Origin of the sequence: Bacillus sp. FSL K6-3458, assembly GCF_038005045.1 — a bacterium.
GTDB lineage: Bacteria > Bacillota > Bacilli > Bacillales > Bacillaceae > Bacillus > Bacillus altitudinis.
Genome location: NZ_JBBOSI010000001.1, coordinates 1,487,678 through 1,508,624 on the forward strand (window position 1 = coordinate 1,487,678; position 20,947 = coordinate 1,508,624).

The 20,947-nt window shown below is 37.8% G+C and carries 24 protein-coding genes, 1 tRNA gene and 4 pseudogenes; 27 read left to right on the forward strand and 2 right to left on the reverse strand.

Annotated elements, in window-relative coordinates; genetic code table 11:
* Positions 1-38: 38 nt before the first annotated feature.
* On the reverse strand, positions 39-1,013 hold the full coding sequence (locus MHH23_RS07835) for a hypothetical protein (RefSeq protein ID WP_340959255.1): 975 nt from the start codon (positions 1,011-1,013) through the stop codon (positions 39-41).
* 147 nt (positions 1,014-1,160) lie between these two features.
* On the opposite strand from MHH23_RS07835, the gene MHH23_RS07840 reads away from it, so the two are divergent.
* The 12 genes and pseudogenes from MHH23_RS07840 (at position 1,161) to MHH23_RS07895 (ending at position 8,791) form a co-directional block, all read left to right on the forward strand.
* Positions 1,161-2,684, forward strand: coding sequence for a recombinase family protein (locus tag MHH23_RS07840; RefSeq protein ID WP_142155644.1), 1,524 nt, complete (start codon positions 1,161-1,163; stop codon positions 2,682-2,684).
* 34 nt (positions 2,685-2,718) lie between these two features.
* Positions 2,719-2,805: pseudogene (gene gerE / locus MHH23_RS07845) on the forward strand (spore germination transcription factor GerE); the annotation flags it as partial.
* Between the two features lie 149 nt (positions 2,806-2,954).
* Entirely contained in the window at positions 2,955-3,395 is a 441-nt protein-coding gene (locus tag MHH23_RS07850) for a MarR family winged helix-turn-helix transcriptional regulator (RefSeq protein WP_007501606.1), read from the forward strand.
* A gap of 7 nt (positions 3,396-3,402) precedes the next feature.
* Positions 3,403-4,221 carry a glutamate racemase gene (racE, locus tag MHH23_RS07855; protein WP_089374140.1) on the forward strand — a complete coding sequence of 273 codons (819 nt, stop codon included), beginning with the start codon at positions 3,403-3,405 and terminating at the stop codon, positions 4,219-4,221.
* Positions 4,222-4,322: 101 nt separating this feature from the next.
* Positions 4,323-5,384, forward strand: a complete 1,062-nt coding sequence (locus MHH23_RS07860) for a GerMN domain-containing protein (RefSeq protein WP_035701809.1) — start codon at positions 4,323-4,325, stop codon at positions 5,382-5,384.
* Between the two features lie 151 nt (positions 5,385-5,535).
* On the forward strand, positions 5,536-6,264 hold the full coding sequence (rph, locus tag MHH23_RS07865; RefSeq protein WP_024718627.1) for a ribonuclease PH: 729 nt from the start codon (positions 5,536-5,538) through the stop codon (positions 6,262-6,264).
* A gap of 10 nt (positions 6,265-6,274) precedes the next feature.
* Positions 6,275-6,877 carry an XTP/dITP diphosphatase gene (locus MHH23_RS07870; protein WP_007501598.1) on the forward strand — a complete coding sequence of 201 codons (603 nt, stop codon included), beginning with the start codon at positions 6,275-6,277 and terminating at the stop codon, positions 6,875-6,877.
* Between the two features lie 14 nt (positions 6,878-6,891).
* On the forward strand, positions 6,892-7,416 hold the full coding sequence (locus MHH23_RS07875; RefSeq protein WP_340959258.1) for a metallophosphoesterase: 525 nt from the start codon (positions 6,892-6,894) through the stop codon (positions 7,414-7,416).
* Between the two features lie 120 nt (positions 7,417-7,536).
* Positions 7,537-7,610, forward strand: a tRNA-Arg gene (locus tag MHH23_RS07880).
* 498 nt (positions 7,611-8,108) lie between these two features.
* The gene (locus tag MHH23_RS07885) at positions 8,109-8,303 is read left to right on the forward strand and encodes a DNA cytosine methyltransferase (RefSeq protein WP_268430967.1); all 195 of its coding nucleotides are present in this window, start codon (positions 8,109-8,111) and stop codon (positions 8,301-8,303) included.
* Between the two features lie 263 nt (positions 8,304-8,566).
* Positions 8,567-8,635 (forward strand): hypothetical protein, encoded by a 69-nt coding sequence (locus MHH23_RS20145; RefSeq protein ID WP_268430972.1) that lies wholly within the window; start codon positions 8,567-8,569, stop codon positions 8,633-8,635.
* Positions 8,636-8,668: 33 nt separating this feature from the next.
* On the forward strand, positions 8,669-8,791 hold the full coding sequence (locus tag MHH23_RS07895; protein ID WP_268430969.1) for a hypothetical protein: 123 nt from the start codon (positions 8,669-8,671) through the stop codon (positions 8,789-8,791).
* A 39-nt stretch (positions 8,792-8,830) separates the two neighbouring features.
* Here MHH23_RS07895 and MHH23_RS07900 read toward each other — a convergent pair whose 3' ends face one another.
* Complete coding sequence (locus MHH23_RS07900) at positions 8,831-9,103, reverse strand: LCI fold-containing protein (protein ID WP_268362836.1); 273 nt, start codon at positions 9,101-9,103, stop codon at positions 8,831-8,833.
* Between the two features lie 163 nt (positions 9,104-9,266).
* On the opposite strand from MHH23_RS07900, the gene MHH23_RS07905 reads away from it, so the two are divergent.
* From MHH23_RS07905 to dltB, 15 genes and pseudogenes are all read left to right on the forward strand, one after another.
* Positions 9,267-9,647 (forward strand): hypothetical protein, encoded by a 381-nt coding sequence (locus MHH23_RS07905; protein WP_340959265.1) that lies wholly within the window; start codon positions 9,267-9,269, stop codon positions 9,645-9,647.
* Between the two features lie 170 nt (positions 9,648-9,817).
* Complete coding sequence (locus MHH23_RS07910; protein WP_268432047.1) at positions 9,818-10,306, forward strand: hypothetical protein; 489 nt, start codon at positions 9,818-9,820, stop codon at positions 10,304-10,306.
* Positions 10,307-10,444: 138 nt separating this feature from the next.
* Positions 10,445-10,881: pseudogene (locus MHH23_RS07915) on the forward strand (ArpU family phage packaging/lysis transcriptional regulator); the annotation flags it as partial.
* Positions 10,882-10,887: 6 nt separating this feature from the next.
* Positions 10,888-11,417: pseudogene (locus MHH23_RS07920) on the forward strand (tyrosine-type recombinase/integrase).
* A 146-nt stretch (positions 11,418-11,563) separates the two neighbouring features.
* Complete coding sequence (locus MHH23_RS07925) at positions 11,564-11,983, forward strand: nucleotide excision repair endonuclease (RefSeq protein WP_268430251.1); 420 nt, start codon at positions 11,564-11,566, stop codon at positions 11,981-11,983.
* Positions 11,984-12,168: 185 nt separating this feature from the next.
* A complete protein-coding gene (locus MHH23_RS07930) occupies positions 12,169-12,369 on the forward strand; it encodes a hypothetical protein (protein ID WP_268430252.1) in 201 nt (66 codons plus the stop codon).
* Positions 12,370-12,568: 199 nt separating this feature from the next.
* On the forward strand, positions 12,569-13,798 hold the full coding sequence (locus MHH23_RS07935) for a PIN-like domain-containing protein (protein ID WP_268430253.1): 1,230 nt from the start codon (positions 12,569-12,571) through the stop codon (positions 13,796-13,798).
* A 159-nt stretch (positions 13,799-13,957) separates the two neighbouring features.
* Entirely contained in the window at positions 13,958-14,551 is a 594-nt protein-coding gene (locus MHH23_RS07940; RefSeq protein ID WP_268430254.1) for a hypothetical protein, read from the forward strand.
* Positions 14,552-14,591: 40 nt separating this feature from the next.
* Positions 14,592-14,948 carry a hypothetical protein gene (locus tag MHH23_RS07945; protein WP_268430255.1) on the forward strand — a complete coding sequence of 119 codons (357 nt, stop codon included), beginning with the start codon at positions 14,592-14,594 and terminating at the stop codon, positions 14,946-14,948.
* Positions 14,938-15,254, forward strand: a pseudogene (locus MHH23_RS07950) (HNH endonuclease); the annotation flags it as partial. The gene MHH23_RS07945 and the pseudogene MHH23_RS07950, both read left to right, overlap by 11 nt.
* 368 nt (positions 15,255-15,622) lie before the next feature.
* Positions 15,623-15,802: a hypothetical protein gene (locus tag MHH23_RS07955; protein WP_017358156.1), complete on the forward strand. Its 180-nt coding sequence runs from the start codon at positions 15,623-15,625 to the stop codon at positions 15,800-15,802.
* A 765-nt stretch (positions 15,803-16,567) separates the two neighbouring features.
* Positions 16,568-17,833, forward strand: coding sequence for a Kelch repeat-containing protein (locus tag MHH23_RS07960; RefSeq protein ID WP_433917266.1), 1,266 nt, complete (start codon positions 16,568-16,570; stop codon positions 17,831-17,833).
* 254 nt (positions 17,834-18,087) lie between these two features.
* Complete coding sequence (locus MHH23_RS07965) at positions 18,088-18,237, forward strand: teichoic acid D-Ala incorporation-associated protein DltX (RefSeq protein WP_024427820.1); 150 nt, start codon at positions 18,088-18,090, stop codon at positions 18,235-18,237.
* A gap of 14 nt (positions 18,238-18,251) precedes the next feature.
* Positions 18,252-19,757: a D-alanine--poly(phosphoribitol) ligase subunit DltA gene (gene dltA / locus MHH23_RS07970; RefSeq protein WP_268430257.1), complete on the forward strand. Its 1,506-nt coding sequence runs from the start codon at positions 18,252-18,254 to the stop codon at positions 19,755-19,757.
* Positions 19,754-20,938, forward strand: coding sequence for a D-alanyl-lipoteichoic acid biosynthesis protein DltB (dltB, locus tag MHH23_RS07975; RefSeq protein ID WP_041506773.1), 1,185 nt, complete (start codon positions 19,754-19,756; stop codon positions 20,936-20,938). The genes dltA and dltB overlap by 4 nt, the downstream gene beginning before the upstream one ends.
* Positions 20,939-20,947: the final 9 nt, after the last annotated feature.

Genomic DNA, 20,947 nt, shown 5'->3' on the forward strand with positions numbered 1-20,947 from the left:
ATTATAAATGTTAATAAAAAACCCTTCAACTTGAAGGGTCATTTTAAAGAAGATACTTTATCAGTAATTATCATATGTTCTCCTGAACGCTCGTAAGAGAATTTAGCCAATGTTTCATCTTCATCTATATAAGGAACTTTCCAAAATACAGCTATCTGATTGACTGTATCATTATCTTTGCCAATGTTTGCAGCTAAGTCATCACTATACATTTCAACCATGTTATAAGCTGTCTTACTTGTGTTCAAGGCATCAAAAGACAAGTAAACAAGAGCAATTAGCTTGTTCTTCTCACTCGAACCCATATCTTCGTTAATTTCAATTTTTTCAATAGATGTGGTTTTATAGTTCTCTTTGATAATTGTTTTGATTTCTATTTCTGCATCATCTTTTATCATATCTAACTCATCTTCTTCACTGTTATCTTCAACTTCTTCTGAGTTATAAACTTCATTTTTTTCTTCCTCTGCATCTTTATTTTTAGGCAAAGTTTCCTCCTCAGAAATAACTTCAGAATTGTTTATTTTTAACTTTATTTCAGCAGTAGCTTTTAGTTCTGAGTCACCGCTAATCTGTGGACCAGTTAGGTTAGAACCATTGTCTCCAAAAATTTCTTGGACAACTTCAGTTTGTTCAAGAACCGGTAGTGTTTCGACATATATAATATATTTCCCATCATCAAATACATCGTCATCTTCATTAAAGAATTTATACTCGAAAGATCCATCCTTTTGAACAGTTGAATTAACTACTGAGTTTTTATGAGAGTTTTTGAGTTCAAGACGAATTCTTAATTTCGTACCTTTAGGTAAGTTGCTTTTTCCACTAAGGATAATAATTTTATTGTTTGTGATTTCTTTATCCAAAGTGATCTTTACGTTTAATTTTTCTTTAGTTTCAATGCTTTCTTCTTTTTTACTAGAGTTACTTGTGGATGTGTTTTCTGCTTTGCCACAAGCAGATAAGAATAAGGCACATAAAATCAAAAAGAGAAAAGTTTTAATATGATTCAATATAGACCCTCCAAAACAAATATTTTCCAAATAAGTCTATCACATTAATGAAATGGAAAGTTGTTTTTTCCAAATTAAGAATATTACGGAATTGTTGGTCGAGATGTTATAATTTAGTAAGAACAATTCACAATTGGGGTGTGTTATATGCATTTCCGCAAAGAATCAGTTGAAGAAATCATCAAATATGACGATTACCCTTATAAGGTCTATACAAGGGTTTCGACAGACCGTGACGAGCAAATAAGTTCTAAGGAAAACCAAATTGATGTTTGTCGATATTGGATTGAGCAACACAATTACGAATGGGATGACCGTTCTGTTTTGTTAGATGATGGTATCAGTGGAACCGTCCTTGAAGATAGGGCAGCAATGAAATACATTTTTTCATTGGCAGAAAAGAAAGAAATAAAAATGGTGATTTTTAAGTCCATCACACGTCTTGCCCGTGATTTAAAAGATGCGTTATACATCAGAGAGATTCTAGTGTCTAATGGGGTTCGTGTCGTTACACTCGAAGAAGATTATGACTCCCTTTACGAGAGTAAGGCGTCAATGAAATTTGAAATGTCTGCTCTGTTTGCGGAGCAGTTACCTAAGTCTATGTCAGTCAATATAAGTGGTGTACTTGCAGCAAAAGCAAGGCGTGGTGAACATTCTGGTCGAGTACCCTACGGTTATATGAAAGAGGGAAAACACCTTGTAATTAACGAAAATGAAGCACAAGTTATAAGATTAATTTTTCACCTTTATAATAACGAGGGACTAGGTCAGAAAAGAGTTACATATGCATTGCAAGAAAAATGTAAGCTAGGTGAAATACCACCTCCGAAAAAACGTAGTAATTGGCAGCTCACAACAGTTCAAACCATTTTGAGAAACCCTATATATTGCGGTGTGCATATAGCCAATAGGCATACGACAATAAAAGTTGATGGGCGAAAAAAATTCATTCGGAACCCGCCCGAAAAATGGACTGTTTACGAAGACTTTTGCCCGCCGATTGTCTCAAGAGAAGATTGGGAAAAAGCAAATAATAAACCGACTGTCAATAAAAAAACTAAATTTACACCGTGGAATGAGTTGAGACAATTACTTATTTGCGGAAAGTGTGGTTCTAATATGGTGATTATCCAAACAAGCAGAGCCAAACAAAGTGGTAGAAAAACCTATTGGAAATACGTTAAATGCAGTAATTACAGAAGAGCTGGTCAAGAAGGTTGTGTTAACCATGTTCCAATTACTTATGAAGAGGTTAGGGACTTAGTCATTGAAAATCTAATCGAATTCTCCAAGGATATATCACATGATTACAGAAAAAATGCAATTGAACAAAAAGAAAAACAAATGAAGTCTGTTAAAGTAGAGTTGAAATCTTTAGAAACACAGAATAAAAGGTTGCTGGAACTTTATTTAGAAGATCAGATTATTTCAAAAGCCGAGTTCCAAACAAAGCGCAATGAAATTCAATCTAATATAATTAAACTTGAACAGAGTTTATTTTCCTTACAGCAGGTGCATGATGAGAAAAGTTCAATGATGGAAATGCAAGCGGTTCTTCGAGAGCTTGAAGACAAAGAGAAAGATTTGAAGCATGTGTTCGATAAGCTCATTGATCATATTGTTATCCATCCAAACGGAAAAATGAATTTTCATTATAGATTTAAATGATCCTGTAAGTTATACTCGTTTGTAAAAGGTATGCATAACAAATGCCATGCAAAAGCTAGGAGTTAAAGGTCGTTCACAGGCCGTAGTCGAGCTTCTGCGTATGGGTGAGCTAGAGCTCTAACGTCAGCCGGTTTTCCTTCCGCACCAGGGAGGAGCCGGTTATTTCTATATCGTTTCCATGAGTCTCTTCTTGCAATTTCTTTGAAAAACGAGGAAAATAGGAATGTACGTTTTAATCAAAGTGAGATGCTATAGTGAGGTATCAATGAAATGGAAACGAATGAGTCAGGCCATGTTGCAGAAATTGAAAAATCATTGCGCCATATTGCTGCAATCATTAAGCAAAAAGGTAGAGAAATTCTGAATCAATATACGATTACACCTCCTCAATTTGTAGGGCTTCAGTGGCTTTATGAATTCGGAGATATGACAATAGGTGAGCTATCACAAAAGATGTATTTGGCATGCAGCACGACAACCGATTTAATTGATCGAATGGAAAAAAGTGAACTTGTTGAACGGGTGAAAGATCCGTCTGACCGCCGCGTGGTTCGCATTCATTTATTGCCTGAAGGTGAGCGGATCATTCAAGAAGTGATTGTCAAACGCCAAGAATACGTCAGTGAACTTCTAGGGGCTTTCTCAGAAGAAGAAGCCATCGTTTTCAACCAATCTTTAACGAAACTACAGCAGCAAATGAAAAGAAAATGAGGCGATTTTGTTGGATCAACCCATCGGCGTGATTGATTCCGGCGTAGGCGGTTTAACCGTTGCGAAGGAAATCATGAGACAACTGCCAAAAGAAAAAATTATTTATGTAGGCGACACAAAACGGTGTCCATATGGCCCTCGAGCAGAAGAAGAGGTTCTTCAATATACATGGGAAATGGCGCACTACCTATTAAGACACCACCATATTAAAATGCTTGTCATTGCGTGTAACACTGCGACGGCGATAGCACTTGATGAAATTAAAGCAACACTTGATATCCCGGTCATTGGCGTGATCCAGCCCGGAGCTCGCACAGCGATCAAGGTCACAAACAATCAGCATATTGGCGTCATCGGCACAGCCAATACGATCAAAAGTGAAGCCTATAAAGAAGCACTGCTTTCTTTAAAAGCAGGACTAACTGTTCAAAGTCTGGCATGTCCAATGCTTGTGCCGTTTGTGGAAAGTGGTACGTTTTTAGATCATACAGCAGATGAAGTCGTAAAAGCTTCTCTTGAACCGATGAAAGAAACAGGCATTGATACGCTTATTCTTGGCTGCACACACTACCCGATTTTAAAAGAACCGATTCAGCGCTTTATGGGCAGTGGCGTCAACATCATTTCTTCAGGAGACGAAACAGCGAGAGAAGCGAGCACAATTCTTTCATATAAAGGGCTGTTAAATGATTCGAAGGAAGAGCCTGTTCATACTTTTTATACAACAGGGCAGCAGCAAAACTTTCAAAACATCGCTCAAGACTGGTTCGGCTACCTGCCAGGAAAGGTCGAAACGGTTTCGCTTGAACACGTATATCAGCAATAACCTACTTCTCATGGAAGTGGGTTATTTTTTTATGAAAAGGGTCTAATCCTCTGAGGGAGCTCGTATACATACTAGTACAAACCACTAGAGGAGGGTGAAGTATGCTGAAAAAAGGAACTACAGCAGCTGTTACGTGTATTGCGTCAGCCATGCTTTTATCAGGATGCGGATTGTTTCAAACAGACCAAGCGAAAACAGAGATTGATCCACCACAAAATGTCACGTTTGTGAAAGAAAATAAAGAAGAGAAACAAACAGCGAAAGAAGGAAAAGAAGAGAAGCAAGCAGATACCGTCATGAGAGAATTATATTTAATTGATAAAAATGGGTATGTTGTGTCTCAATCCATTCCGCTACCGAAAAACGAAGGAAGTGCGAAACAAACACTTGAATACCTCGTAGACGGGGGACCGATTTCTAACCTGATGCCAAATGGATTCAGAGCCGTGCTGCCGGCGGACACGAGCGTATCTGTCGATATTAAAGATGGCACTGCGGTTGTGGATTTCTCAAATGAATTCAAAAACTATAAAAAAGAAGACGAACAGCGCATTTTGCAATCGGTCACTTGGACATTAACGCAGTTTGATTCAGTAGCGAAAGTCAAATTAAAGATGAATGGCCATGAATTAAAAGAGATGCCTGTGAATGGGACGCCGATTTCAGATGATTTAAGTAGAGAGGACGGCATTAATATTCAGCACGAGGCTGCGGCTGATATGACATCGACAAAGCCTGTGACCGTCTACTATTTAGCTGAATCTGACAAACAGACGTACTATGTCCCGGTGACCAAAAGAGCACCAAAAGACGATGATGATCCAATTACAGCAGCCATTGATGAGCTCGTCTCTGGGCCAAGCAAAACAAGCCAATTGCTGACAGACTTTGATCAAGATGTGAAGCTCAATGATGTCCCGAAAGTAAAAGACGGTCATGTGACACTAGATTTCAATGAATCCATTTTTGGCAGTGCAGATGAAAAGAAAAAGGTCATTTCACAAAAAGTTCTTGATAGCATTGTGCTGACATTAACAGAGCTGCCAGATGTGAAAAGCGTGTCTGTGAAGGTAAACGGAAAGGCAGAGCTTGTGAACGAAAAAGGAACAGAGCTCACAAAGCCAGTTTCAAGACCAGAACAAGTGAATACAGGTAGTTTTTAACGTCACACATTGATATAATGGAGAAAAAGAGGCATGCACATTCGCTGCCTCTTTTTTATTCCAAGCGATTAGAACGGATCGAGGTTGTCAAAGTTAATAGGAGAACCCCGCTGACACCCGCGCGGAATGTATATTGTAACGGAGGTAAAACATGAGATTAGATGAAAGACAATACGACGAATTAAGAAAAATTGAAATACAGGCAGGCTACATCACGCACCCAGAAGGCTCTGTCTTAATCTCAGCGGGAAATACGAAGGTGATTTGTAACGCATCTATCGAGGACCGCGTACCTCCTTTTTTAAGAGGAGAAGGAAAAGGCTGGATTACAGCAGAATATAGCATGCTTCCTAGAGCAACGGCTCAAAGAACGATAAGAGAATCATCTAAAGGAAAAGTCACAGGACGTACAATGGAGATCCAGCGTTTAATTGGACGAGCTCTGCGCGCAGTCGTTGACTTAGAAAAGCTTGGTGAGCGCACCATTTGGATTGATTGTGATGTCATTCAAGCAGACGGTGGAACACGCACAGCTTCTATCACAGGTGCATTTGTGGCCATGACACTAGCGATTCAAAAGCTTCAATCAGCAGGCGTTTTGAAAGAAAATCCGATCACTGATTATTTAGCCGCAATATCCGTCGGAATTGATTCTAAACAGGGACTTCTGTTAGATTTAAATTATGAAGAAGATTCTTCAGCTGAAGTGGATATGAATGTCATCATGACAGGCGCTGGACGCTTTGTTGAACTTCAAGGCACTGGCGAAGAAGCGACATTCTCAAGAGAACAACTAAACGGACTGCTTGATTTAGCCGAAAAAGGCATCAAAGAATTAATTGAAAAGCAAAAAGCAGTGACAGGAGAAGTTATCGAATAAAGAGAAGGGTTTGATCAGGATGAAAACTGCCATCATCGCAACGCACAATGCGGGCAAAGCGAAAGAATTCAAAGCCATTCTTGAGCCGAAAGGATTCACGGTCAAAACACTAGCGGACATCGGATTTACGGAAGAGATCGAAGAAACAGGACATACCTTTGAAGAAAATGCGATCATCAAAGCCGAGGCCATTCAAGCCAAAGCAGGTGAAATGGTGATTGCAGACGACTCGGGTCTGTCAATTGATTACCTTGGCGGAAAGCCTGGCGTCTATTCAGCGAGGTACGCGGGCGAGCATAAAGACGATGCCGAGAACGTGGAAAAGGTGCTGAATGAGCTGCAAGGCATCGAAAAAGAAGACCGCACTGCTAGATTCAGATGTGCCCTGGCTGTCAGTATACCGGGGAAAGAAACAAAAACGGTAGAAGGATCAGTAGAAGGCTTTATCGCAGAAGAACCGATCGGCGAAAACGGCTTCGGATACGACCCAATTTTCATCGTCAAAGACAAAGACCAGACGATGGCCGAGTTATCACCAGAGGAAAAAAACAAGATCAGCCATCGAGCGGTCGCGCTTCAAAAGCTTTCATCACTGCTAGACGCAAATGAATAAGGGGGAATGAAGCCATGAAGATACTCATCATTAGTGACAGTCATGGACTCACAGACGAACTTCAAACCATTGCCAAACGGCATGCGGCTGAAGTGGACATGATGATTCACTGCGGAGATTCAGAACTCGAAACGAACCACCCAGCACTCGAAGGATACAAAGTCGTCAAAGGAAATTGTGACTTTATGGGCGATTTTGAAGAAGAGCTCCTGCTCCCACTGGATGGAGTCGGAAAACTATTTCTCACTCACGGACATCTGCATGGCATCAAACAATCCTTGCTTCAAGTCTACTACCGTGCAGAAGAGCTAGGCGCAGACATTATCTGCTTTGGCCACTCGCACATCCCAGGCAGTGAATTGCTAAGAGGAAAACTCCTCATTAACCCAGGCAGCGTGCACCTGCCAAGAGTGCGCAAAGAGCGCAGCTATGCTATACTGACACTAGATGGAAGCGAAGCAAACGTACAGTTTTTCACGGACGAAGGTCACGTCATACAAGACCTCGAAAACACTGTCACATTGGAAGGTATTTCATAAGGGTGCAGCATTTGCCCCTTATGAAAAAACTTTCGAAAAACCGTTGACTTTAAAGAACAATAGTAATATAATAAATCTTGTCGCTGAGGTAATACACCAAAGCACACTACATAACAACATGTCCCAGTAGCTCAGCAGGATAGAGCAACGGCCTTCTAAGCCGTCGGTCGGGAGTTCGAATCTCTCCTGGGACGTATTTTTATTTAAAACCGTTAAAAAGCCAGAAACGTTGATAAAACAATGTTTCTGGCTTTTTTGTTTTCTCCTAGTTGTCGTTTTAAATTTTTTGCGCAAATTTTTCATATAATTAAACGAGCATAGATGCAAACGTCGAACATAGTATGAGTGTGTTGTATCTATGTGGCTGTGGCCTAAACGTTCAGAAACATAATAAATTGAGACTCTTTTAAATAGTACACTAGCGTGGGTATTTCTTAAACGGTGCGCATTAATTACTTTAATATGCAGTAGAAAAGGATGTAAAAGGTCTTTCACTTGATCGACCATTACACACGATCACAGCTGGCGGCAATAGATTCGGACTAGTGACCGTTGCCTTTTTGAATAAGTATTACGGTCAAGGCATAGTCCAGCAATTAGACGAGCCACTGTATACCATTACAACAAAATGCCGTTTCCCATTAACAACAGTTTGCACAAATGGCTAGAGGATCGCAGACATCGGATTGCGTATGTTGCAACCAAACGAACTATTTGCAGGGCAAGGGTTCCCGCCTGGATATACATTTAACATCGGTAATAAATCGGATCAAATACGTAGGGTGGGGAATAGTGTTCCGCCGCAATTCGCAGAGCAGCTGGCAAGGGCTAACCTCCCTGATGCGTGTGTACATGAACATATTAACAAATATAGCGAAGTGAATTAACAGCTTATTGGGGGTTAAGAGATTATGGAATGATTGAGCAAATTGGTTTATTGCGAACGGCCGTACTCGGAGGACAAGCCCAGTGGTTCATTCAAAGGGAAGTATGGTGACTTAGCATGCAGAGCTATCAGGAATAAGTGGAATAAGCGTTCAGTCTGGACCGTTGCAACCAAGCCAACCAAAGCTGCTCATTTTCCAACATATCCAGTGGAGCTGATAGAGCCGTGTGTATTAGCTGGTTGCCAATTGTATTCGATCCATTCATGGGTTCAGGAACTACGAGTATAGCGGCACTCAAGCATAGCAGAAATTTTATCGGAATTGAATTATAAAGATCGCAAACAAACGCTTAAACGGCATACAAATTGAACTGTTGCATCACCTTTAAACATAGAGATGATCACAAAATAATTCCGATTGAAGAAGCACTTGAGTATTTAACGAACGAAGAAGAAATGGTGCTGATTATTGATGGCAGCTTGCTATAAATAAAAAAGAGGGGATTTTCCCTCTTTTAAAAGTAATATTCACGTCAATGTTGTGTACCAGCAACGCTCATAATAACCATACCAAGTACCTTTCCAAGATCTCACACCTTTTAAGTACCAGTTATGGGTTCCATCGTTATGGATTGCTGGGATTGCATTTCTTGAATTGTAAGGGCCAACTTCTTTATTAGCGCATTCTTTCCATTGTTCATTTGGAGTAGCTGCTTCTGCCTGTGCAGTAAAAAAAGCGGATGAAGAAATTAGCAAAGCGAATGACAGAAATGAACTTGCAATTACTTTTGTAATTTTCATAGTTTGACTCTCCTTTATAGTTGGGATTAAAGACTTACAAGTTTAATAATACTATATATTCAAATTTAATCCATATTAAAATTTATTTAACATATATGGTGATGAATTTTGGAGGTTATGAAATGAAAAACTGCTAATCACACTATCTATTTTTGCGGCTGCGGTGCTTTATGCGTCGTCTGTTGTGGCAGTAACGAGCGGTTATAAAACAATTGGAGGGCATACAGTCAGCGTATCGACGGATGCAAATTCTTATACACCGAGAGCCAAAAGCATTGATGTCACGGCACGGAAAATAGGCAGTGAAACAGTATACTACCGCTTCACGCTTCAAAAGAAGGTGAGCGGCAAATGGAAAGATCAACTGTTTAGCTTGGTCGGTTCTTTCAAAACAGCCACACCAGCAAAGGAATTTTACACAGTAAACCATACAGCTGGCACGCACCGTATCAAAATCACAATCTACAAAAACAGCAATTGGACAGGTGTTAAGGAGAACATTTACACGCCGTCATTTGAGGTGAGGAAATTAAAATATAGCTGAAATTTTTTTATATTGTATAATTGAAGTAAAAAAGGTTGGTTATAATGGATTTTTTGTCAAATTCTTGGGTTATTAGCTTTGTTACAACGGTAGTAAGCTCATTTTTTATTAATTCAGTTGTTTACTTTTTCAAAAGAAAATACTATAAGAAAAGAATTGCAAATGCAAACATGGAATTAATTAGAACAGTTAAAAATTTTGTGTCAGAGGGGCAAATTCCATCTGTCTTGCTTATAGAGTCTCTAAGTCAAGCTTATTCAGAATCTAACAGCGTCAAGAGATCAGAAATGAATAATGTAGATCAAGTTATAAATCATTTGTTAAAAGATATTTTTGAGACAAATTTCATATCAGTTCAACAAAAATCTGATATATCAAAAGAGTTAATGGATCTGAAAGAACAGCTACTAGATGAAGAAGTTGACAACAATGAAGAATCAAGTGGAATTTTAAATAAATTAAATTTTTATATCAATGCGGGTGTCATTATGTATTTCGGTTCATTTACATTGTATTCTTTGAATAAGTATTGGGATATATTTCGATTTTATCCTGTGGAACCTGTTACGGTCATTTTGTTAGGTCTTTCAACTATTGCTTGTTTGATATGTGTTTGGATTATTGTTTCGGTTAAGTATTTTAAAAAAAAATCAACATAAGTCCAAGACGGAGAGCCTGCGGACACTGATCAAACACCTTTTATGGGTGCTGGTTGGTGTCCGTTTTCTTTTTGTCTGAAAGGAGCAGTTATGAAGACTAAAGGAGGGGCCATTCGCAGAAATAAAGGAGGAATTATCTTGAATCAAACAAGTTTAGACATTCCGCAGATCGACGAGGAAAAAACAAGATTCAAAATGGAAAAGATGATGGAAAAATATAAAATGCTTAGACTACAAACGCCAGAAGACTTTCTTCCAAAGATCACAACAACATACACCATTACGCCGCCAAGTTTTTCAAATCAGTTCCACTCATCCACAGAAGAAGCAGTGCTTAAAAAATGGATTGGGAGATTGAGCGAGAAAAATACATGAAGCGAATCGAAAGGGGGATTAATCGTCTTACGCAAAAAGAGCGCCGCATCTTGGTAATGCTCTATATGCAGGATGAAGAGATGTTTGATTATGAAATCTATGCAGAAATGGGTCTAAGCCAGCGGAACTATTACCGATTTAAGAATAAAGCCTTTTACCGTTTAGCCTTCGCACTTAGAGAAGAAGTGTACAAGGGGGGGCAAGTCATGAATTTCGTTCAGCCGATAAGAGACTTTGAAAAGGTGGAGCAAATGAAGGCTTATTTAAAAAAGAAAAATAGAAGAAATTATATATTATTCATATTGGGAATCAGTACCGGTTTAAGGATATCTGATATCCTTAAGATCAAAAAAGAAGATTTGCTGAAAACACATCTGGTCCTCAGAGAAACAAAAACTAAGAAGCAAAAGAGAATTCGTATACCTCCATCAGTTAGAAATGAATTGATTGCCTATGCTAAGGACTTAAAAGACGGTTCATACGTGATCAAAAGCAGGCAAGGGGAAAACAAAGCTATAGATAGGTCGGTGGCATATCGCATTCTTAGAGAAGCTGCTGAACAAGTGAACATTACTGAAATAGGCACGCACACATTAAGGAAGACCTTCGGCTACCATTTTTATAAACAGACAAAAGATGTGGCCATGCTGCAAGAAATATTCAATCATTCTAGTCCAGATATCACGGAATTAATCAAGACAATATGGATTACGCAATGATGAAGTTTAAGATATAATTGTTAAAATATTACTGCACCAAAAAATATCCTAGAGTGCAGTCGTTAAAGAGGTTTAGAAATACCTTTATGTATCAAGCATTACAGCGATTTCGCGAGTACAACACGCTATGTAATATGGTGTAGTTATAAGGAGAGAAATATTAATGTCTATAAAGATTGAAATTCCTCAAATGATATTCAGTTTTAAAAAGGATGAACTGCACAACATCCCGAATCGGAGCGGGATATATATCATCTTTGGATGTAACGATGACGTTTTGTATGTTGGTAAGGCGAAAGAATTGAGAGGAAGAGTTAAAGGTCATTTCGCAGGGACAACATCGCTAAAAGATGTGGCTCATAACTTTGACGAAGTGAGTGGTTTCTTCTGCGATGACGAAACAGAAAGAGACATCTATGAAACTTACATAATTAATATATTGAAACCCAAATTAAATGTCGAGAAGGCATATACTTATAAAACTTCAAGATTTGATGATGTATTTCTAAGTGAAAAAGCAAAGCAGCGTAGTTTGGAGAAGCAAAAGAGAATTGATGAGTCAATGGATCAATTTGGACTTTAATTTGAAAATGGCACACTTTTGGCACGATCTTGGCAAAGCATTTTGTCTGAGAGCGGTTATGATGGTATTAGGTGATAAATTGTGAGCGGCTTCCCTTTGGGGGGGGCGCTTTTTCGTTCGACAAAGTTTGCAAAATCATTTCAAATGCTTCTGTCCTGTCGATATAAAGGTGGGAGGTGAGCGAATTGCCTAATTTTAAAGTGGTTTTTAAGTTCGATAACGATAATACAAGAACAACTTTGATTTCAGCTGATAGTAAAGAAGAACTTTCAGGCAAAATTAAAAATACTAGCGGTTGGTTTGAGTATACTGATGTGAATAGGAAAACAGATTATCTCATTCATTTAGATAATGTGACCAGTGTTAGCATCCTTAAAGTTAAGTGAGCGCCTAAAGGGCGCTTTTCTATTGGCACGATCTTGGCAAAGCGTTTTGTCTAATAGCGGTTATGATGGTATTAGGTGATATATTAGGAGCGGCTTCCATAGAGGAGGTCGTTTTTTCGTTCGACAAAATACACAACCTATTCAAATTATCCAATTTAGTTCGATAAATAATATGAGCATATAATTGGGGGAAAATAAAATGAAAGAAAAATTCCGCGAGTTTTACTTTGATAAAAGTGATGAGAAAATTTGGAGAGAGTCTATCATTGTTCTAGACACAAATGTTTTACTCAATTTGTACAGATATACCAAGGAAACATCAGAACAAATTCTTAAACTACTTAATAAATATAAAGATAATTTATGGATGCCACATCAAGTGGGTTTAGAATATCATTACAATAGAAAATCAGTTATTTTAGAACAGAGGGGATCAAATGATAAAGTATGTGATGCTTTTGAAAAAATCCCGAAAAAAGTTAAAGAATTTCTTGATAGTGATTTATCAAGGTATAAAAAAAGACACATAAATGATGTGGAGTTCTTAGTGAAAGAAATTAAAACTGTGATTGAAGGAAAGGTTAAAGATCTTAAAAACATAAGTGAAAAAGACGATCTATTGAAAGAAGATTTAATTAGATCTGAAATTAACGAACTATATAAAAATAGAGTGGGTGACCCTTATACCGAGGATGAACTTAAACTAATAATGGTAGATGCAGACGATAGATTCTCTAAGAATATACCTCCTGGATATAAGGACTTAAAAGATAAAAAAGGTATTAGGTTTTACAATGGAGTACAGATACAAAATAAGTATGGTGACTATATTCTTTGGAGACAAGTATTAGATTATGCAAAAAAAAATAAATCCAGTGTAATTTTTCTAACTGATGAAAAAAAAGAAGATTGGTGGTATGAAGCAAAAGGAAGAACTATTGGTCCTAGAATAGAGCTTCTCAATGAATTTTCTTTTCATTCAAAGAAGAGCTTCTATATGTTTAGTTCCCTTGGTTTCATAGAGGTAAAAGGTGGTTTGGATCAATCTGCTGTTTCAGAAGTTAAAAAAGTAAGCGAAGCATATAATGCTATGTCTATTTCTGATAACCGTGCATTTTCTTCAATGCAAGAAAGGAATACTCCTTTTCAACTTACAGCAAGGGAGTTTCATGAAAAAAAGAAGAAGAAATTAATGAAAGAATTTTGTGAATTTATAGTCGTAGAGCTCGATGTATTTTTTGAACAAGGAGATCTTTACTTGAGTGATTTAGCGGATTTAGCAACAAAAAAATTTGGCCAATTTACTTCAAAATTTATAATGGATATATTACTTAACGATATTGGAATAAGTATGAGAATAGATAAATCAGGTAATGCAATGTTGGATATAGACGAATTTAGCTCATATTTATTTAGTGAAATTTCTTGAAGTGAATTTGCAATCAAATGACTGTTTGTCACTAGAATGACAAATTGAAGTTATAAGAGTTTCTAAAAATAAAAAGAATCTTTTGGAGGTACTTTCGATAATTTTTCGGATAGGCCCGTTTAATCGCTATCTTCCAATATAAATGGTAGGAGATAAGATATGAGACTTGATAAAAAAGACATCATACTAATCTTTATAATACTTTCTCTATTTATTGGAGATTTACTGATTTATTCAGGAATTATAAATTTGTTTTTTAAGGATAAAGAAACTATATGGGCCGGAATAATTGCTTTTACAGGAGCGATATTAGGCGGGGCAATTACGTATTACGGAGTTAGGATTCAGATCCAGCACAGAGAAAAAGAAGTTTTTATGAGCAATGTAACTGAAACTTTGACTAAAATTGATGAATTATTATATTTGCTAAGACCCAGTTTTAATGGCTTGTATCTTTTAGAGCTTACTTTCAATAATTCTGACATTAATGAAGAAGAAGTGAAAGCTGGCTTTCATACATTCGTTGGAGAATTTAATAAAATCCTAGCAGAAAACAAAAATATTGTGTATAGATATATTGATTACGATTTGGTAGAACTAATTGAATCTCACCAACAATTTATATTTATCAATAGACAAAAATATGATTATGAAAATCTGTATAGTAAGGTGGAAAAATGCAGATATATATTCAATGCGTTGGAAGATGGAAAGAAAAGTGTAAAAGCTAAATATAGATATTATAGAAATTAGCACCCATCGGGGTGCTTTTTATTTTGGGGAGGGACACAACGTGGACAACTCACTCAGGGAACTAATCATCAATACAGCGATTGGACACGCAATAAGGACAGACCAATTGTATAACGGTCTTAAAGCCCTTAATAAAAGGGGATGCATATGGGCGGACGGGGAGATCATCAGGGGATTAGGGATGCTTGGTTCTTATGGTGTAAGGGATAAGCATGCTATAGACAGCCTCCTGCATGTCAGCCAGACTCTTTCCTATGAATCAGTGCGATCCTATCTAGCATCATATCAAATGCAGTACAGGGAGTTTTATGCCGTACAGAAGGTAGGACATCTTCATGCCTTTGTATTGTTTGCAATGATAGATCAGAGGGAAGCTGGTGAATCCAATGCCACCTAAACCATTGAGAGAGTGTAAGGTGCGAGGGTGTAGGGAGTTAACAAGGGATGGTTATTGTACTTCTCATGCTGATGGTAAGCAGCAGCATGAGAAGTATTACAACAAACATGTTCGAGATAAAAAAACAACAAGTTTTTATAAATCAAGAGAATGGAAACAGACAAGATAACTTGTTCTAATGAGAGACAATTATCTTTGTCAAAGCTGTTTAAAACAAGATCGTGTCGTACCTGCGGACATGGCACATCACATAGTGGAACTAGACTCAAACAAACGCCTAGACTAAACAACCTTGAAAGCATGTGTATATCACGTCTGCATCTGAATATCACGATGGGTAACAATAGTAAACTGAAAAGCCCTTCCATAATAATGAAGGGACTTTTTTGTTATTTAACACGATCGATTTTAGTATCTACTTCCGAGATCCATTTTTTTGTTGTGGTTGTTTTGTATTTGCTTGGTATTCAGCTTTAGTATACTTCTTAATCCATCTATACTTTTGTACTGCTTTTAATTTTATTTCACCTTTTGCCGAGATATAACCAGATACCATCCCAGCAAACGCAGCCTTCTTTCTATGAAAAAATGTAATTTAATTTCATTATAAGAAAAAATGTTTTAATTCCAATTTTTATGTAATAGAATTTATATGATTTAAACAAAGGAGTGAGATGGCGGTGAAGCATTTTTTAACGGCAATCGTAGTAGCTATCATTGTGGGGATCATTGTTTATGTTGCAGATAATCGTTTAGGTATGTTTCCGTTGATGCTAATTTTAGCGGTTGCGATCTATATCGTAAGCAGGATTAGTGAATCATTGATAAAAAAATACTCCAAAGAAAATAGTTAATTACACAGCCCCTCCCACTGGAAGGGCGTTTTTTAATGAACCTTCATTTTTTCTTCTCTTTATCTCATTCTAATACAACATTAATTAAGACAAGCTTTTTAACAGCCTTACGAATTTCCTGCTCAGTCACCGCAGAGATTAATGTTAAATAGAAAGAACATTCTTTCTCTAACTTAAAAAATTAAGGTGTATAGTAGAAGGAGAATATGAAATGAGTAAGGAGGAATTCTGGGGTGTACAAAATCAAATCAGTGATTGACAAGGGGAGCAGTTCTTTGGCTACAGAGTTGATACTGGAAAAGGATATTTTATAGAAGAGCATGCTTTGACATTTATGCTTTCCGAACATGATTACATATATGATGTACTTGAAGAGAAATTTGAGAAATGTTATGAGGATACAAGAAGCTAGTTAGTCACGCGCTTTCAGGAGAAAGCTGATTTAGAGATCTTTTCTATTGGTTTTGGGGACAGTGTATATCCAAGCTTTGGAGGCTGGATGAAAACGGGGAACCTGCTTGTCTTGTGACGGATTTTTTAATAATGGACTGATGAGAAACCCATGAATCATGGGTTTTTTTGATGGAGGAATACAAAAATATGAATTGATTCTAATGCGGAAGTCTGATTTTAGAAATTTACAGGCGTATTGGGGAGACAGTAAGTAAATAAGTAATAAATATATATAAAAGTAACAAAAATATGAAAAAAATAAATAACTATCCGATATTTGTTGTGTAAACAAATTGAAGGAGTGTGGTTATATTGAAAAAATGGCTTTTTATTTTCATTTTATTATTTTCTGCATTAAGTTATCCATTACAATCAATAAAAGCAGAAACGCTTGAATGGGAAAAACGAGAAGAGCTTCCAGATGCAAGAGTAGGAGCTGTAAGTGAAGTATATGATGGAAAAATCTATGTAATAGGTGGAACAGGTCCCAGTAAGGCATATTCTAATACTACTTATGTATATGATCCGAAGTTAGATAAATGGTCAGAAAAAGCTGGTATGAAGACAGGCCGCATGGGTGCTGCCAGTGTAATTGTTGATGATCGTATATATGTAATGGGGGGGAGAACAGAACAAGGATTAACAAATAGCGTAGAAGTTTATAATATCAAAATGGATACTTGGGAAGATTCAGTAGAGCTCCCGTTTGAAAGAAAGGTATCTGCTTACAATTTATATGCAGGTGCCATTGATGGGAAGATCTATGTAGTTGGATACGATAGTGCATTAAAGGCAGATAGGTACAACAATACCTTTAGTTATGATTTGAAAACAAAAGAATGGACCAAAAAGAAAAAATTTAATTTTGAAGCTACTTCGGGAAATGCAGTGGTTGTGAAGAATAAGCTTTACATTTTATCTGGATCAGAGGTCTTAGTAAAAGGAATTTATGAATATGATCCTATAGTAGATCAATGGAGGGGAGTTAGTAGTGGTGGAGCTATTGCACCCTATTATTCTGCAGTCATGTATGAAAATTATATTATAAGAACGGGTGGAGTTTCTAGAGTTACACTCTATGATTTAGAAACTAAGACATCAAAAACTATACCTAACACTTCTGCACCTTATCGAATGGGACATGTATCCGCACTTGTTGATGATACACTCTATGTAATTGGAGGAGTTGAACAAAGTTCAAGTGCCCCTACTAACGCTAGAGCAAATTTCAAATCTAATTTATCTGTCTCATTAAAGAGTCTTAAAAACACTGAAACCGAAACACCTGGTGACAAAGACCCAGAACCAACCACACCACCAAAAGACGATACAACAGATGAAGACGGCGATGCTCTTCTCATCATCACAATGGTCAATGGTTTGCAAAAGGAGTATGACCTTTCAATGAAAGAAGTCAACGCTTTCCTATCCTGGTACAAAAAGCGAGATGCCGGCGAAGGTCCTGGGTTTTATGAAATTAACGAGCATGACAACAACAAAGGTCCTTTTGAAAGTAAAAAGGACTATGTGGTATTCAACAACATTCTCATGTTCGAGGTCAATAAATATAAGAAGTAATTGATATCAAAGCCATCTAGTCAAACTAGGTGGCTTTTGCGTTTGTTCGACAGTTTTCACCAATTTTAAGGCAAATTTAAGCTTCCATTTCATTTCAATTACATTAAATCTTTGTTACAATAAGACAGCTTTGCCCGAAGACACGTTCATACTTTGGACATCTTTTTTTCATCAATTCTTAAAATTTTTATGTTTTGATATGAAACTCTTTTGATGATCCATGCGTCTTTATAAGTGTCAAAAGAAAAGAGGTTATCAATATGCTATTCAAAAAGCTATCAGAAAATAAGTCTGTAAAATGGATAGGATATACAAGCTTTTACTTACTTATTTTGCTATTATTGTTCTTTATTTACGGATTCCATACAGCAAATACGGGATCATTCATTTACAACGATTTTTAATTGGAGATTAAACTATGAAACTATTACACACGATTCATGAATACCAACAAACGAAACCGACACAGCCAGCATTTGTTTCTCAACATGCTTCGATCACATATGATGAGCTTTGGCGTCTATCAGACCAAATGGCTGGTGCGATTGATACAGTCGCAACTGACAGTGCACCTGTCATTGTATACGGTCATATGGAGCCAGAGATGCTGATTTCTTTCTTAGGCACTGTGAAATCAGGCAGACCCTATATTCCGGTCGACATTTCAATACCTGCTGAACGTATCGTCTCAATTATTGAAAGCTCAAAAGCGAGTCTATTGATTTGTGCAAATGAGCAGAATGTATTAGATGTAGAAGAACACATTGAAGTAAAGAGTGCGGCATCGCTGTTATCGCTTGAAAAAGAAGCACCGCCATCCACGCAGTGGGTTCAACAAGATGATGTTTTCTACATTATTTATACGTCTGGCAGTACCGGGAAACCGAAAGGCGTTCAGGTAACAGCCAGCAATTTAGAAAGCTTTACAGGATGGATGTGCAGCGACTTCCCAATCGGCGAGGGGCGCACGTTCTTAAATCAAGCGCCGTTTTCTTTTGACTTATCAGTCATGGATCTCTATCCAGCGCTTCAATCAGGCGGCACGCTATACTGTTTAGTGAAAGAACTTGTCAACAAGCCGAAGGATATGTTTGCAGCGCTTGGTCAATCTGACGTTGAAGTGTGGACATCAACACCTTCCTTTGTGCAAATGTGCTTAATGGATCCTTCCTTTACAGGGGAGCTTTTACCAGAGTTGAAAGTTTTCTTGTTCTGCGGAGAGGCACTTCCTGTCTCTGTAGCAAGTGCGCTTCTTGAGCGTTTTCCTAAGGCGCAGGTCTTTAATACGTATGGTCCAACTGAAGCAACTGTTGCGATCACATCGATTGAAGTCACCCAGGCCATTCTTGATCAGCACGATTCTTTACCAGTGGGTTATGCCAAACCGGATACAGATATCGTCATTTTAGATGAAGAAGGCAAGACACTCCCTGATGGGAAAAAAGGGGAAATTGTCATCGTGGGGCCAAGCGTCACGAGAGGCTATTTAGGTGAACAAGCTTTAACGGATAAAGTGTTCTTTGAATACGAAGGACGCCCTGCTTACCGCACAGGTGACGCAGGTGTGGCGCAGGATGGTTTGATTACGTGCCACGGTCGTCTGGACTATCAAATTAAGCTACATGGATACCGAATGGAGCTTGAAGAAATTGAATATCATGTGAGCGAGACAACGTATGTCAATGCTTGTGTGATTGTGCCATTCCAGCCAAACGGGCATGTGGACTACTTAATTGCAGTAATTGTCCCAACTGAGCATTCTTTTGAAAAAGAATATCAGCTGACAAGTGCAATTAAGAAAGAAATGGCGGATTCACTGCCTGCGTACATGATTCCAAGAAAGTTTGTCTATCTTGAGCAGCTGTACATGACGCCAAACGGGAAGGTTGATCGTAAAAGAATCGCGAAAGAGGTTCTTCTATGATTCCGTTTAGTTCATTCTTTTTCTTCATTCTAATTGGTATTCTTCTTCTGCCGACGATGATTCTTGGTCTTCGCGGCAAAAGAATGCAGGGCTACAACATGTTTGCAACGGTTGTGGCACTCGCGCTTATTTTCTCAAAGGATGCACATGGCGCATTGCTGCTGTTCTTGTTTACAGTGTGGCAAGTCTTGATCATCCGCCTATACCTTGCGTACCGGCTGAAGGCGAACCGTGCGTCTGTCTTCTATATGGCAGTGGTGGCATCGATTTTGCCGCTTGTGCTATCAAAGATTTTACCGTTCTTTTTAACTCATCATCCGCATCAACCGCCGCCAATGAACTGGCTGAGCTTTTTGGGGATCTCGTACTTAACATTTAAAGGTGTTCAGTTAATTATCGAGACAAGAGACGGCTTGATTAAAAAGAAAATCCCGATTCACCGTTTGGTCTATTTCATCGTCTTTTTCCCGACGATTTCATCAGGTCCAATCGATCGTTATCGCCGGTTTGAAAAGGATATGGATACACCGCCTGAAAAAGAAGCGTACAGTGACCTTCTATATGCAGGGATTCATAAAATTTTTATTGGGTTCTTATATAAGTTCATTATTGGTTATCTCATTCACACATATATTCTCATGAATATTCATCACATTAGTAGCAGTCACTTTGTTCAACAGTTAACGTATATGTATGCGTACAGTATGTATTTGTTCTTTGACTTTGCTGGATATACAGCATTTGCTGTAGGTGTGAGTTATATCATGGGCATTAAATCACCAGAAAACTTTAACAAACCGTTTATCAGCCGGAATATTAAAGACTTCTGGAATCGCTGGCACATGTCGCTGTCCTTCTGGTTCAGAGACTACGTGTTTATGAGATTTGTGTTCTTTATGACAAAAAAGAAGTGGATCAAGAACCGCATGGCTGTATCAAATATTGGGTACTTTGTCCTCTTTCTATTGATGGGTGCTTGGCATGGTCTCGCCCTTCAATACATTATTTACGGACTATACCATGCAGTTGTGATGTCCGGTTACAATTTATTTGAGAAGTGGAATAAAAAGCACAAGTGGTGGCCGGATAATAAGGTCACAATGGTTGTGTCGATCATTATTACATTCCATGTGATTTGTTTCGGATTTTATATTTTTTCAGGAAAACCATTTCATCATTAATGATTAAGG